Annotated in this window: 13 protein-coding genes; 12 read left to right on the top strand and 1 reads right to left on the bottom strand. The window is 62.7% G+C overall.

Going from position 1 to position 13,379, the window contains the following annotated elements:
* Nucleotides 1–462: 462 nt before the first annotated feature.
* The 12 genes from ccoN to ACYASU_RS05715 all read left to right on the top strand — a co-directional run bounded on the left by ccoN (nt 463) and on the right by ACYASU_RS05715 (nt 12,475).
* Entirely contained in the window at nt 463–1,905 is a 1,443-nt protein-coding gene (gene ccoN, locus ACYASU_RS05770; RefSeq protein WP_282372521.1) for a cytochrome-c oxidase, cbb3-type subunit I, read from the top strand.
* Complete coding sequence (gene ccoO / locus ACYASU_RS05765; RefSeq protein ID WP_463582216.1) at nt 1,905–2,516, top strand: cytochrome-c oxidase, cbb3-type subunit II; 612 nt, start codon at nt 1,905–1,907, stop codon at nt 2,514–2,516. Before ccoN ends, ccoO begins: the two co-directional genes overlap by 1 nt.
* 5 nt (nt 2,517–2,521) lie before the next feature.
* Nucleotides 2,522–2,743: a cbb3-type cytochrome oxidase subunit 3 gene (locus ACYASU_RS05760; RefSeq protein ID WP_463582274.1), complete on the top strand. Its 222-nt coding sequence runs from the start codon at nt 2,522–2,524 to the stop codon at nt 2,741–2,743.
* Nucleotides 2,740–3,720: a cytochrome-c oxidase, cbb3-type subunit III gene (gene ccoP / locus ACYASU_RS05755; protein ID WP_463582215.1), complete on the top strand. Its 981-nt coding sequence runs from the start codon at nt 2,740–2,742 to the stop codon at nt 3,718–3,720. The genes ACYASU_RS05760 and ccoP overlap by 4 nt, the downstream gene beginning before the upstream one ends.
* A 56-nt stretch (nt 3,721–3,776) precedes the next feature.
* On the top strand, nt 3,777–5,192 hold the full coding sequence (gene ccoG / locus ACYASU_RS05750; protein ID WP_463582214.1) for a cytochrome c oxidase accessory protein CcoG: 1,416 nt from the start codon (nt 3,777–3,779) through the stop codon (nt 5,190–5,192).
* Between the two features lie 12 nt (nt 5,193–5,204).
* Complete coding sequence (locus tag ACYASU_RS05745) at nt 5,205–5,738, top strand: FixH family protein (protein WP_463582213.1); 534 nt, start codon at nt 5,205–5,207, stop codon at nt 5,736–5,738.
* Nucleotides 5,739–5,769: 31 nt separating this feature from the next.
* The gene (locus ACYASU_RS05740; protein ID WP_463582273.1) at nt 5,770–8,226 is read left to right on the top strand and encodes a heavy metal translocating P-type ATPase; all 2,457 of its coding nucleotides are present in this window, start codon (nt 5,770–5,772) and stop codon (nt 8,224–8,226) included.
* Between the two features lie 25 nt (nt 8,227–8,251).
* The gene (ccoS, locus tag ACYASU_RS05735; RefSeq protein ID WP_423573873.1) at nt 8,252–8,467 is read left to right on the top strand and encodes a cbb3-type cytochrome oxidase assembly protein CcoS; all 216 of its coding nucleotides are present in this window, start codon (nt 8,252–8,254) and stop codon (nt 8,465–8,467) included.
* A gap of 297 nt (nt 8,468–8,764) precedes the next feature.
* Nucleotides 8,765–9,523, top strand: a complete 759-nt coding sequence (locus ACYASU_RS05730) for a sulfite exporter TauE/SafE family protein (protein ID WP_463582212.1) — start codon at nt 8,765–8,767, stop codon at nt 9,521–9,523.
* Between the two features lie 89 nt (nt 9,524–9,612).
* Nucleotides 9,613–10,995 (top strand): oxygen-independent coproporphyrinogen III oxidase, encoded by a 1,383-nt coding sequence (gene hemN / locus ACYASU_RS05725; protein ID WP_463582211.1) that lies wholly within the window; start codon nt 9,613–9,615, stop codon nt 10,993–10,995.
* 133 nt (nt 10,996–11,128) lie between these two features.
* Nucleotides 11,129–11,863 (top strand): fumarate/nitrate reduction transcriptional regulator Fnr, encoded by a 735-nt coding sequence (fnr, locus tag ACYASU_RS05720; RefSeq protein WP_192174209.1) that lies wholly within the window; start codon nt 11,129–11,131, stop codon nt 11,861–11,863.
* Nucleotides 11,864–11,926: 63 nt separating this feature from the next.
* Complete coding sequence (locus tag ACYASU_RS05715) at nt 11,927–12,475, top strand: adenine phosphoribosyltransferase (RefSeq protein ID WP_192174208.1); 549 nt, start codon at nt 11,927–11,929, stop codon at nt 12,473–12,475.
* A gap of 239 nt (nt 12,476–12,714) precedes the next feature.
* Here the strand turns inward: ACYASU_RS05715 and recR are convergent, their stop codons facing one another.
* A complete protein-coding gene (recR, locus tag ACYASU_RS05710; RefSeq protein ID WP_463582210.1) occupies nt 12,715–13,317 on the bottom strand; it encodes a recombination mediator RecR in 603 nt (200 codons plus the stop codon).
* Between the last annotated feature and the right edge of the window lie 62 nt (nt 13,318–13,379).

Here is a 13,379-nt window from a genome sequence, read left to right as displayed (position 1 = left end):
CAGCTATCTCCGGAAATGGTTGATCGCCGCGTCCCGCCAAGGACGCGGCAACTTTCCGTCGAGCGCGGCCAAGTGTCGCAGGCGCTGTTCCAAAGCCTTCCCTCCGCGATCATTCGCGTCTAAGCTGTGTCCGCACAGTGGACCGGCGACAGCTAGCCACAGGCCCAGCAACAAGATTGTGCCCGGCAACGCAGCCCTCTTGCAGACAAGCAGCCCCAACGCTGTTTTCACCCGCAGGGTTGTATCCAATCCCTCCCACTCACGCGCGCGATCCAGCTCGACCTGTCTTCCTTCCCTCAGGCCACTCAGCTAGAACCCAATTGCGCTTCGGCAAACGGGCCTCTGCGTGCACCGCGTCCCTCGCTTCCGTCGATCCCGAACCACGCCACTGCGTGATGGGGTACGCGCGATCGAAGGTGCGGCTGTGACCACACTAATAAAATACACACCGTGGAACCTGACATGAGCACAGCACCCAGCCCGACTGCTTATAACTACAAAGTCGTCCGCCAGTTCGCCATCATGACGGTGGTCTGGGGCATCATCGGCATGGGCCTGGGCGTCTTCATCGCCGCCCAGCTCGTGTGGCCTGACCTGAATTTCGGCTTGCCGTGGACCACATTCGGTCGACTGCGCCCCCTTCATACCAACTTGGTGATTTTCGCGTTCGGCGGCTGTGCCCTTTTTGGCACCTCCTATTACGTCGTCCAGCGCACCTGTCAGGCGCGACTGATTTCCGACGGCCTGGCGGCCTTTCATTTCTGGGGCTGGCAGGCGGTCATCATCGGCGCCATCGTTACCCTGCCGATGGGCTACACCACCACCAAGGAATACGCCGAGCTCGAATGGCCGATCGCGATCCTGCTGGCGATTGTCTGGATCGCCTACGGCGCGGTGTTCTTCGGCACCATCGTCAAGCGCAAGACCCGACATATTTATGTCGCCAACTGGTTCTACGGCGCGTTCATCGTGGTGACGGCAATGCTGCACATCGTCAACCACATCTCGCTACCGGTGAGCCTGTTCAAGTCGTACTCGGCCTATGCCGGCGCCACCGACGCGATGATCCAGTGGTGGTACGGGCACAACGCCGTGGGCTTTTTCCTTACCACCGGCTTTCTCGGGATGATGTATTACTTCGTGCCGAAACAGGCCGAACGCCCGATCTATTCCTATCGTCTGTCCATCGTGCATTTCTGGGCGCTGATCACCCTGTACATCTGGGCCGGCCCGCACCATCTGCACTACACCGCCCTGCCCGACTGGGCGCAATCACTGGGCATGGTGATGTCGATCATCCTGCTCGTGCCAAGCTGGGGCGGCATGATCAACGGCATGATGACCCTCTCGGGCGCGTGGCATAAATTGCGCACCGATCCGATTCTGCGGTTCCTCGTGCTGTCGCTGGCGTTCTACGGGATGTCGACGTTCGAGGGGCCAATGATGGCGATCAAGACCGTCAACTCGCTCTCCCACTACACCGACTGGACCATCGGCCACGTTCACGCCGGCGCGCTGGGTTGGGTGGCGATGATCTCCATCGGCGCCGTCTACCACATGATCCCGAAACTCTACGGCCGGGCGCAGATGCACAGCGTCGCGCTGATCAACACGCACTTCTGGCTCGCCACGGTCGGCACCGTCCTCTATATCGCCGCGATGTGGGTCAACGGCATCACCCAGGGCCTGATGTGGCGCGCCATCAACGACGACGGCACCCTCACCTACTCGTTTGTCGAAGCCCTGCAGGCCAGTCATCCGGGGTACATCGTCCGCGCGTTGGGCGGAGGGATTTTCGCCAGCGGCATGCTGTTCATGGCCTACAACGTGTTCCGCACCATTCGTGCAGCGAACACGGAAGAAGCGGAAGCCGCCGCACAGATTGCCGTCGTGGGGGCTCACTGATGATCAAGCACGAAGCACTGGAAAAGAACATCGGCCTGCTGTCGATCTTCATGGTCATCGCGGTGGTGGTCGGCGGGCTGACCCAGATCGTTCCGCTGTTCTTTCAGGACGTCACCACCCTGCCCGTCGAAGGCATGAAGCCGCGCCCGGCGCTGGAACTCGAAGGCCGCGACGTCTACATCGCCAACGGCTGCGTGGGCTGCCATTCGCAGATGATCCGGCCGTTCCGCGCCGAAACAGAACGCTACGGGCATTACTCGGTGGCCGGTGAAAGCGTCTGGGATCACCCATTTCTCTGGGGTTCCAAACGCACCGGGCCGGACCTGGCCCGGCTCGGCGGTCGTTACTCGGATGACTGGCACCGCGCGCATTTGAACAATCCGCGGGACCTGGTGCCGGAGTCGATCATGCCGGCCTACCCCTTCCTGGCGGACACCAGGATCGACGGCACGCTGACCGGCAAGAAGGTGGAAGTGCTGCGCAGCCTGGGCGTGCCCTACACCGATGCCGACATCGCCGGCGCAGCCGACGCGGTGAAGGGCAAGACCGAAATGGATGCGCTGGTGGCCTACCTTCAGGGCCTGGGCACCCTCATCAAGAGCAAACGGTGATCGCCATGGACATGGGAACAATACGAGGCCTGGGCACCGTCGTCGTGATGGTGGCCTTCATTGGTCTGGCGCTGTGGGTGTACAGCCCGCGGCGCAAAGCGGAATTCGACGATGCGACGTTGCTGCCGTTTGCCGATGATCCGGAGGCGATTGCGCAGGTGAGACGAGCGCAAGACCAGAGCAAAGCCCACGCCCCGTCAACACCCGAAAGGAGCCAGAAACCATGAGCGCCTTCTGGAGCATTTACGTCACGGTGCTGACGCTGGGCACGATCTTCGCGATGGGCTGGCTGCTGATCGCCACGCGCAAGGGCCAGCGCACCGACACCACCGATGAAACCGTCGGCCATGCGTTCGATGGCATCGAGGAGTACGACAACCCGCTGCCCAAGTGGTGGTTCTGGTTGTTCATCGGGACCCTTATTTTCGCCCTGGGCTACCTCGCGTTCTACCCTGGGCTGGGCAACTGGACGGGGCTGCTGCCGGGTTACGACTACGCCGACAACGACAAGAAAATCCCGTTTTCCGACGGCACAACCGGCTGGACCGGCGTGCACGAATGGGAGAAGGAGATGGCGCAATCCGAGGCGCGCTTCGGGCCGATATTCGCAAAATTCGCGGCGATGCCCATCGAGGAAGTGGCCAAAGACCCACAAGCGCTGAAGATGGGCGGTCGGCTGTTCGCGTCGAACTGCTCGGTTTGCCACGGCTCCGACGCCAAAGGCGCCTATGGCTTCCCCAACCTCACCGACGCTGACTGGCGCTGGGGCGGCGATCCGCAGTCCCTCAAAACCACCATCATGAACGGCCGTCACGCCGTGATGCCGGCGTGGGGTGCGGTGATCGGCGATCAAGGCGTGCGCGACGTGTCGGCCTATGTGCTGACGCAACTGGGTGGCCGTACGCTGCCCGCCGACGCGAACGCCGACCCGGCGGCGGGCCAGAAAATCTACGCCACCACCTGCGTCGCCTGCCACGGTCCGCAGGGCAAAGGCGTTGTTGCATTAGGCGCGCCAGACCTGACCCACCCCGGCGCGTTCATTTACGGCGCCAGCTTTGCCCAGTTGCAGCAGACCATCCAGTACGGCCGCCAGGGCCAGATGCCGGCACAGGCTTTGCTGCAGGGAAACGACCGGGTGCACCTGCTGGCGGCTTACGTGTATAGCCTGTCCCATGGGGACGAACCGGCGGCTAAGCCCGAGTGAAGGATATCGCCGTCGCACACCCTGATGATTCGGCCCGAAGGGCGCAGGACGCTGCCATGAGCAATCAGATTCCGCTGCACAACGTCACGCCGCCAACTGAAAAGGACGGCGACACCGTTGACCTGTATGCCTCGCGGGAGAAGATCTACACCCGCGCGTTCACCGGGGTGTTCCGCGATGTGCGCATGGGGGGCGGCGTTGTGCTGTTCCTGCTGTATTTCGGCACGGTCTGGCTTAACTGGGGCGCCCATCAGGCGGTGTGGTGGAACCTGCCGGAGCGCAAGTTCTACATCTTTGGCGCGACGTTCTGGCCGCAGGATTTCATCCTGTTGTCGGGCATCCTCATCGTCAGCGCGTTCGGGCTGTTCTTCATCACCGTGTTCGCCGGGCGGGTCTGGTGCGGCTACACCTGCCCGCAAAGCGTGTGGACGTGGGTGTTCATGTGGTGCGAAAAGGTCACCGAAGGCGACCGCCACCAGCGCATCAAACTCGACAAGGCGCCCATGAACGGCAACAAGTTCGCGCGCAAGTGTGCCAAGCACAGCCTCTGGCTGCTGATCGGCCTCGTCACCGGCCTGACCTTCGTCGGCTACTTCTCGCCCATCCGCCAACTGCTGCAGGCGTTCTTCACCGGCGAGGCCGATGGCTGGGCGTATTTCTGGGTCGGTTTCTTCACCCTCGCCACCTACGCCAACGCCGGCTGGCTGCGGGAGCAGGTGTGCATTTATATGTGCCCCTACGCGCGTTTCCAGAGCGTGATGTTCGACAAGGACACCCTCATCGTTTCCTACGACCCACGGCGTGGCGAGCAACGGGGCGCGCGCAAGAAGGAAACGGACTACAAGGCTGAAGGCCTGGGCGACTGCATCGATTGCACGATGTGCGTGCAGGTCTGCCCCACCGGCATCGACATCCGCGATGGCTTGCAGATTGAATGCATCGGCTGCGCGGCGTGCATCGACGCCTGCGACTCGATCATGGACAAGATGGACTACCCGCGCGGCTTGATCAGCTACACCACCGAGCACAACCTTTCCGGGCAAGTGACCCATACACTGCGGCCCCGTTTGATCGGCTATGGCCTGGTGCTGCTGGTAATGATCGGCGTGCTGACCAGTGCGTTTTACATGCGCTCGCTGGTGGGTTTCGACGTCAGCAAGGACCGCATGCTGTACCGGGAAAACGCCGAGGGACGGATCGAAAACGTCTACAGCCTGAAGATCATGAACAAGGACCAGATCGACCACACGTACGTGCTCGACGCCACCGGGCTGCCGGACCTGAAGCTGCAAGGGCGCCGCGAGATCAAGGTGCCGGCGGGCGAGATCGTCAGCCTGCCGGTGGAGCTGTCGGTCGCGCCTGAGCAACTGCCGTCGGGCACCAACGAGGTCAGTTTCGTTCTCAGGGACATTGAGCAAAGCGACACTGAAGTCCACGCCAAGAGCCGTTTCATCGGCCCGTCCATTCGCTGAGAGAGGTCGGAAATGACCCCAGTCACCGCAGCAACACCTTGGCACCGGCATTTATGGCCGTGGATCATCATCGGCATCCTGACCTGCTCGGTGGCATTGACCCTGGCCATGGTCACCATCGCCGTCACCCACCCGGACAACCTCGTCACCGACAATTATTACGAGGCCGGGAAAGGCATCAACCGCTCCCTGGATCGCGAATTGCTGGGGCAGTCCCTCAATCTGCAAGCCATGGTGGGCCTGGATGAGCTGACCGGCGAAGTGGATGTGCAACTGAGCGGCGCCAGTCAGCCGGAAACCCTGGTGCTGAACCTGATCTCCCCGACCCAGCCGGACAAGGACCGCAAAACTGTGCTGGCGCGGAATCCTTCGCAGCCGGGGCGTTATGTCGGGCAGTTGAGCGACAGGGTCGAAGGCCGGCGCTTCGTCGAATTGCTGGGGGTGGAAAACGGCCAGACCTGGCGCCTGTTCGAAGAAGAACGGATCGTCCCCGGCCAGCCACTGACCCTGGGCGACGAGCCGATTCAGGGCGCGGGCAGGCATTGATGTGAACGCCACTCAAATAACGGCCACCGAGATCAAACACCTGCAGTCTTGCTATCACTGCACGTTGCCGGTCCCGCCGGGCGGGCGCTTCATCACGTCGGTGCTGGGCGAGGCGCGGGAGTTCTGCTGCCCCGGTTGTCAGGCCGTGGCCCACGCCATCGTCGCCGGCGGCCTGGAAAGCTATTACCTGCACCGCAGCGAAGCGTCGATCAATCCTCAGGTATTACCGACGCCTCTGGCCGACGAACAAGCCCTCCTTGATCTTCCCGACGTGCAGGCGCCCTTTGTCCGCCATGAGTCCCCCGCCGGCGATGTGGCTGAAACGACGCTGATGATCGAGGGCATCACCTGCGCGGCGTGCGGCTGGCTGATCGAGCGACATCTGCGCACGTTGCCCGCCGTGGTCGAGGCGCGGCTGAACCTGTCCAACCATCGCCTCCACCTGCGATGGCATGACGTGGGGTTGCCCTTGAGCGAGGTGCTGGCCGAGCTGCGCAGCATCGGTTACGCCGGCCACCCTTATCAGGCCGACAAGGCGACCGAGCACTTGGCCCGGGAAAACCGCCGCAGCCTGCGTCAAGTGGGCGTCGCCGGGCTGCTGTGGTTTCAGGCGATGATGGCGACCATGGCGACCTGGCCCGAATTCAACATCGACCTCAGCCCCGAGATGCACACGATCCTGCGCTGGGTGGCGATGTTTCTGACGACGCCCATCGTGTTTTACAGCTGTGCGCCGTTCTTCAAAGGGGCGCTGCGCGACCTGCGCGCGCGCCATCTGACCATGGATGTTTCGGTGTCGCTGGCGATTGGCTCGGCGTACCTCGCGGGCCTCTGGACGGCGGTCACTGGCGTGGGCGAATTGTATTTCGACGCGGTCGGCATGTTCGCGCTGTTCCTGCTCACCGGCCGCTACCTGGAACGCCGCGCCCGGGAACGCACCAGCGCGGCGACCGCGCAACTGGTCAATCTGCTGCCGGCTTCCTGCCTGCGACTGGACGCGGACGGCCAGACCGAGCGCGTCTTGACGCATCAGTTGCGTTTGCACGATCAGGTGGTGGTCCACCCCGGCGCGCTGTTGCCGGCGGACGGCCGAATCATCGCGGGCCGCTCGAGCATCGACGAATCGCTGCTCACCGGCGAGTACCTGCCTCAGCCCCGTCAGGTGGGAGACGCCGTCACCGCCGGCACCGCCAATGTGGAAAGCGTGCTGACGGTGGAAGTACTCGCCCTCGGCGCTGACACGCGACTCTCTGCCGTCGTCCGATTGCTGGAGCGCGCCCAATCGGAGAAGCCGCCCCTCGCGCAAATGGCGGACCGCGCAGCGCAGTGGTTTTTGCTGATTTCGCTGGTGCTGGCGGCGTGTGTCGGCGTGGTCTGGTGGCAGCTCGACGCAAGCCGCGCGTTCTGGATTGTGCTGGCGATGCTGGTCGCCACCTGCCCGTGCGCTTTGTCGCTGGCGACGCCCACCGCCCTGACGGCCGCCACCGGCACGCTGCATAAACTCGGGCTGCTGCTCACCCGCGGCCATGTCCTGGAAGGGCTGAACCGGATCGACACGGTGATCTTCGACAAGACCGGTACGCTGACCGAAGGACGCCTGACGTTAAGGGCCATTCGCAGCCTCGGCGCGCTGAGCAGTGACGACTGCTTGAGTCTGGCGGCGGCACTGGAAAGTCGGTCTGAACACCCGATTGCCCGGGCGTTCGGCAAGACGCCGCAGACCGCTGAAGGGGGCGTCGCCATGCCGGGGCTGGGGCTCGAAGGCGTCGTTGATGGGCGCCCGTTACGCATCGGTCAACCCGGGTTTGTCTGCGCCTTGAGTGGCGTCGCCGTGCCATTGATGCCCGACGAGCCCGGTCAGTGGTTATTGCTGGGGGACGACACGCAGGTCCTCGCCTGGCTGGTGCTCGATGATCGGCTGCGGGACGACGCAGCGGCGCTGGTCACGGCGTGTAAACAGCGGGGCTGGACGACCTTGTTGCTGTCCGGCGACAGCTCGCCCATGGTCTCCAGCGTCGCGACTCAGTTGCAGATCGATGACGCCCGAGGCAGCCTGCGGCCGGATGACAAGCTCGCCATTCTGCAACGGCTGCGCGCGGAGGGCCGGACCATTCTGGTGATCGGCGACGGGGTTAATGATGTGCCGATGCTGGCGGCGGCCGACATCAGCATCGCCATGGGTTCGGCCACCGACCTGGCCAAGACCAGCGCGGACGCGGTGTTGTTGTCGAACCGTCTGCACGTGTTGGTGGAGGCTTTTGGCCTCGCTCGGCGCACACGGCGGATCATTGTGGAAAATCTGGCGTGGGCCGGGCTGTACAACGGGCTGGTGCTGCCCTTCGCGGCGCTGGGCTGGGTCACGCCGTTGTGGGCGGCGGCCGGGATGTCGGTGAGTTCGCTGGTGGTGGTGTTGAATGCCTTGCGGCTGACACGGACGAAGCGGCTTTCTGCAGAGTCCCTACCTGCCCATCAGACGGTGACCCCATGAATGCACGACCCAACCCGGAGGCCCGATGCCTGCGCTCTACATCATGATTCCGGTGGCGCTGCTGATTGTGGCGGTAGCGATTTACGTTTTTTTCTGGGCAGTGGACAGCGGTCAGTACGACGACCTCGACGGCCCGGCCCACAGCATTTTGTTCGACGATCAGGATCCCGGGCACAAAGCCGGAGTGGATGAGATGTCGGGAAAGGAGAAATCGGGCGATAAGCAGGATTTGGCCAAGTGAACCCGGTCCCTGTGGAAGATCTCCCGTCGTCCAGACGACGCGCTGTCTCGCAGCAAACACAACCCCTGTGGGAGTGAGCTTGCTCACGAAGACGGCGTTCCAGCCGCTAGAGATGCAGCGGCTATCTCGACCCCTTCGCGAGCAAGCTCGCTCCCACAATTTTTATGTCCGCAGGTAGATCTGCGGTGTTGTCATGTTTGATGAGAGTGAGCTTGCTCACGATGGCTGACTATCGACCGCGGGATATCTGTCGCGATGGCGTAATAACATTCATCGGAACGCTTTCGGATAATGCCCATGCCTGACCTCCTCCCCCAACTTTTCTCCGCCCTCGTGCTGGGCCTGCTCGGCGGCGGCCATTGCCTGGGCATGTGTGGCGGTCTGATGGGCGCCCTCACCTTTGCCATCCCCAAGGAGCAACGCGGCCGACGCCTGCGCCTGCTGATGGCCTACAACGCCGGACGTGTTTTCAGCTACGCCTGCGCCGGATTGCTGACGGGCATGCTGGGTTGGGCGGTCGCCAACAGTCCGGGAGCGATGCTGTTGCGGGTGATCGCCGGGCTGCTGATGATCACCATGGGCCTGTATCTGGCCGGATGGTGGAGCGGCCTGACCCGCATCGAAGGATTGGGCCGCGGGGTCTGGCGTCACCTGCAACCGCTGGCCAGCCGCCTGATGCCGGTGTCGACGATGCCTCGGGCTTTACTGCTTGGCGCGGTGTGGGGCTGGCTGCCCTGCGGACTGGTTTACAGCACGCTGCTGTGGTCGGCGAGCCAGGGCAATGCGCTGCACAGCGGATTATTGATGCTCGCGTTCGGCGTCGGCACCTGGCCGGTGCTGCTCGCCACGGGGCTGGCCGCCGAGCGCATCACCGCCCTGCTCCGTCGGCGCAGCGTGCGCGTGGCCGGCGGGATGCTGGTGATTCTGTTCGGCCTGTGGACACTCCCCGGCCCGCATCAACAGTGGCTGATGGGCCACACGCCTCACACAATGAATCACGGGATGGATCACACGATGACTCCTCAGATGAACCATGCAGACATGGCCCACGAGTAATCGCTGCCCCATCCATTGACCCAGATCAACGCCTTGATCTGCGCGCGCCTTACACTTCCCGCACCGCCAGCCTTCACGGGAACGCCCCCATGCTCGACGACCTTCGTTGGGATTCTGAACTCATCCGCCGCTACGATCTGGCAGGGCCGCGTTACACGTCCTACCCCACCGCCGTGCAATTTCATTCGCAGGTTGGCGCCTTCGAACTGCTGCAGGCACTGCGCGACAGCCGCATGGCGTCGCGGCCATTGTCGCTTTACGTGCACATCCCGTTCTGCGCCAACATTTGCTACTACTGCGCCTGCAACAAAGTCATTACCAAGGATCGCGGTCGCGCCCAGGCCTATCTGCAGCGCCTCGAACGCGAGATCAGCCTGATCGCCGCCCACGTCGATGACCGTCAGGTGGTCGAGCAGTTGCACTTCGGCGGTGGCACGCCGACCTTTCTCAGTCACGTTGAACTGCGCCAGCTCATGGCCCATCTGCGCCAGCACTTCACCCTGCTGGATGACCACTCCGGCGACTACGGCATCGAGATCGACCCGCGCGAGGCCGACTGGTCGACCATGGGCCTGTTGCGCGAACTGGGTTTTAACCGTGTCAGCCTCGGCGTGCAGGACCTCGATCCGCTGGTGCAGCGGGCGATCAACCGTTTGCAAAGCCTGGAAGAAACCCGCGCCATCGTTGAAGCCGCGCGCACCTTGCAGTTCCGCTCGGTGAACATTGACCTCATTTACGGCCTGCCGCTGCAAACCCCGGAGGGTTTTGCCCGCACCGTCGAGCACGTCATCGCCCTGCAGCCCGACCGGCTCTCGGTGTTCAACTACGCCCACCTGCCCGAGCGATTCATGCCCCAGCGGCGCATCGACACGGCGCAGTTGCCCAGCCCTGAGCACAAGCTGGAGATGCTCCAGCGCACCATCGAGCAACTGACCGGCGCCGGCTATCGCTACATCGGCATGGACCACTTCGCCCTGCCCGATGACGACCTGGCGATCGCTCAGGAAGAAGGCACGCTGCAGCGCAATTTTCAGGGCTACACCACCCACGGTCACTGCGACCTGATCGGCCTCGGCGTCTCGGCCATCAGCCAGATCGGTGGGCTTTATGCGCAGAACACCAACGATCTCACCGAATACCAGACCCTGCTGGCCAGCGACCAACTGGCGACCGAGCGCGGTCTGCGTTGCAACGAAGACGATCAGCTACGGCGCACCATCATCAGCCAATTGATCTGCCATTGCCGCCTCGATTTCGCCCCCGTCGAGGACGAATTCTCCATCCACTTTCGGGAATATTTCCGCGAGCAGTGGCCGCAGTTGCTGACCATGGCCACGGATGGGCTGATTCACCTGGATTCGAAAGGCATCACCGTCAGCCCGGCGGGACGTCTGCTGGTGCGCTCGATCTGCATGGTGTTCGACGGGTATCTGGGCGCGCAAAACCGTCAGCGCTATTCCCGGGTGATATAGGCCCGCGTGATCCAGGCATTTTCCGCCTGGAGCGGAGGAATCATTTCTGGCCATGGAGGCGCGTGGTAGTCGCAGGGTTAACCGCTGAGTTACCCTTACGACTTATGTGTGTTTCTGCAAAAGGAATTACCCGATGTCTGAGCCAGTCAAACTGCGCGCTCCCACCCAGGCTCATTGCAAGGACTGCAGCCTGGCCCCGTTGTGCCTTCCGCTTTCATTGAACCTGGAAGACATGGATGCACTGGACGAGATCGTCAAACGCGGCCGGCCGTTGAAGAAAGGCGATTTTCTGTTTCGTCAGGGCGACACTTTCGCTTCCGTCTACGCCGTCCGTTCCGGCGCGCTGAAAACCTTCAGCCTCAGCGACAGCGGCGAAGAACAACTCACCGGCTTTCACCTGCCCAGCGAACTGGTCGGGCTGTCCGGGATGGACGCCGAGGCGTATCCCGTCACGGCGCAGGCCCTTGAGACCACATCGGTGTGCGAAATCCCCTTCGAACGGCTGGACGAACTGTCGGTGCAACTGCCGCAATTGCGTCGCCAGTTGATGCGCGTGATGAGCCGGGAAATTCGCGATGACCAACAGATGATGCTGCTGCTCTCGAAGAAAACCGCCGACGAGCGCATCGCCACGTTTCTGGTCAACCTCTCCGCCCGCTTCCGCGCCCGGGGCTTCTCCGCCAACCAGTTCCGCCTGAGCATGTCGCGCAACGAGATCGGCAACTACCTGGGCCTGGCAGTGGAAACCGTGTCCCGGGTGTTCACCCGCTTTCAGCAGAACGAGTTGATTGCCGCCGAGGGCAAGGAAATCCGCATCCTCGATCCGATTCAGCTCTGCGCGCTGGCCGGGGGATCGCTGGAAAGCTGATGCATCATGGTCCGGGCGGGCTTAGACTGGCGTCTTTTGAGTCATGTCCTGCCCGAGATCCATATGATTTTCGACGAATTCAGCATCAAATCCCTCATCCGCCCTGTGGTGGATTTCCCCAAGCCCGGCGTGATTTTTCGTGACATCACCCCGCTGTTCCAGTCACCCAAGGCCCTGCGCCTGGTCATCGACAGCTTCATCCAGCGTTACATCGATGCCGAGTTCACCCACGTCGGCGCGATGGACGCGCGCGGGTTTCTCATCGGCTCGATCGTTGCGTATGAGCTGAACAAACCGCTGGTGCTGTTTCGCAAGCAGGGGAAATTGCCGGCGGACGTGTTGGCCGAGGCCTATCAGACCGAATACGGCGAAGCGCTGCTGGAAGTCCACGCCGACAGCTTGTGCGACGGGGATTCGGTTGTGATGTTCGATGACCTGATCGCCACCGGCGGCACGCTGGTCGCCGCCGCTAACCTGATCCGCCGCATGGGCGCGAAGGTTCACGAAGCCGCTGCGATTATCGATCTGCCTGAACTGGGCGGCTCAAAGCGCCTGCGTGACATGGAAATCCCGACGTTCTGTTTGACCGAGTTTGCGTTGACGGATAAGTAGGAAGCCACCAATGGAAGACGTCTGATCACAGCACCAGACGTCAGGCCAGCTGACACTGCTGCTCCTGAGCGAACACGATATTGTGGGAGTGACCGGGGTGGCGCTCCACCTTGCTCACGAAGAGGCCGGTACCGCCGCCGGATATCTAGCGGTAGGAAGGCCACCTTCGCGAGCAAGCTCGCTCCCACAGGTACGGTGTTTGCTGCAAGACAGCACGGTCTTGAAGTCCGGGATTTTGCCTACAACTGAATCGGCTTGCGCCCTGCGAACGAGTGCGCGAGCGTACCGCCGTCGACCAGTTCCAGCTCGCCACCCAGCGGCACGCCGTGGGCAATGCGCGAGGTGACCAGACCTTTGTTGGTCAGCAGTTGGGCGATGTAGTGCGCCGTCGCTTCGCCTTCCACCGTCGGGTTGGTGGCGAGGATGACTTCGGTGAACGAGCCCTGCTCCTCGATCCGCGCGACCAGCTGCGGGATGCCAATGGCTTCAGGCCCCAATCCGTCCAGTGGCGACAAATGGCCCTTGAGCACGAAGTAGCGCCCGCGGTAACCGGTCTGCTCCACCGCATACACATCCATCGGGCCCTCGACCACGCACAGCAGCGTGTCGTCGCGACGGACGTCCGAGCATTGCGGGCAAAGTTCTTCTTCGGTGAGGGTGCGGCATTGTTTGCAGTTACCGACGCCTTCCATCGCCTGACTCAATGCCTGGGACAGACGCGAGCCACCGCTGCGATCACGCTCCAGCAGCTGCAACGCCATGCGCTGGGCGGTTTTCTGACCGACGCCAGGCAGAATGCGCAGGGAGTCGATCAACTGGCGAATCAGGGGGCTGAAGCTCATTGGAGAAACGTCCGACAAAAACACGAGACGCGGTTTATACCCGCGCCTCCGATTACCGTCAA

This window comes from Pseudomonas sp. HP_12 (assembly GCF_055283955.1).
The sequence above is the reverse complement of the archived record's forward strand: the minus strand, read 5'-3'. Positions and strand labels throughout refer to the sequence as shown.

Bases quoted from the DNA above. Each gene is read 5' to 3' on its own strand.
- ccoN (WP_282372521.1), top strand. From the start codon at position 463: ATGAGCACAGCACCCAGCCCGACTGCTTATAACTACAAAGTCGTCCGC.
- ccoO (WP_463582216.1), top strand. From the start codon at position 1,905: ATGATCAAGCACGAAGCACTGGAAAAGAACATCGGCCTGCTGTCGATC.
- ACYASU_RS05760 (WP_463582274.1), top strand. From the start codon at position 2,522: ATGGACATGGGAACAATACGAGGCCTGGGCACCGTCGTCGTGATGGTG.
- ccoP (WP_463582215.1), top strand. From the start codon at position 2,740: ATGAGCGCCTTCTGGAGCATTTACGTCACGGTGCTGACGCTGGGCACG.
- ccoG (WP_463582214.1), top strand. From the start codon at position 3,777: ATGAGCAATCAGATTCCGCTGCACAACGTCACGCCGCCAACTGAAAAG.
- ACYASU_RS05745 (WP_463582213.1), top strand. From the start codon at position 5,205: ATGACCCCAGTCACCGCAGCAACACCTTGGCACCGGCATTTATGGCCG.
- ccoS (WP_423573873.1), top strand. From the start codon at position 8,252: ATGCCTGCGCTCTACATCATGATTCCGGTGGCGCTGCTGATTGTGGCG.
- ACYASU_RS05730 (WP_463582212.1), top strand. From the start codon at position 8,765: ATGCCTGACCTCCTCCCCCAACTTTTCTCCGCCCTCGTGCTGGGCCTG.
- hemN (WP_463582211.1), top strand. From the start codon at position 9,613: ATGCTCGACGACCTTCGTTGGGATTCTGAACTCATCCGCCGCTACGAT.
- fnr (WP_192174209.1), top strand. From the start codon at position 11,129: ATGTCTGAGCCAGTCAAACTGCGCGCTCCCACCCAGGCTCATTGCAAG.
- ACYASU_RS05715 (WP_192174208.1), top strand. From the start codon at position 11,927: ATGATTTTCGACGAATTCAGCATCAAATCCCTCATCCGCCCTGTGGTG.
- recR (WP_463582210.1), bottom strand. From the start codon at position 13,317: ATGAGCTTCAGCCCCCTGATTCGCCAGTTGATCGACTCCCTGCGCATT.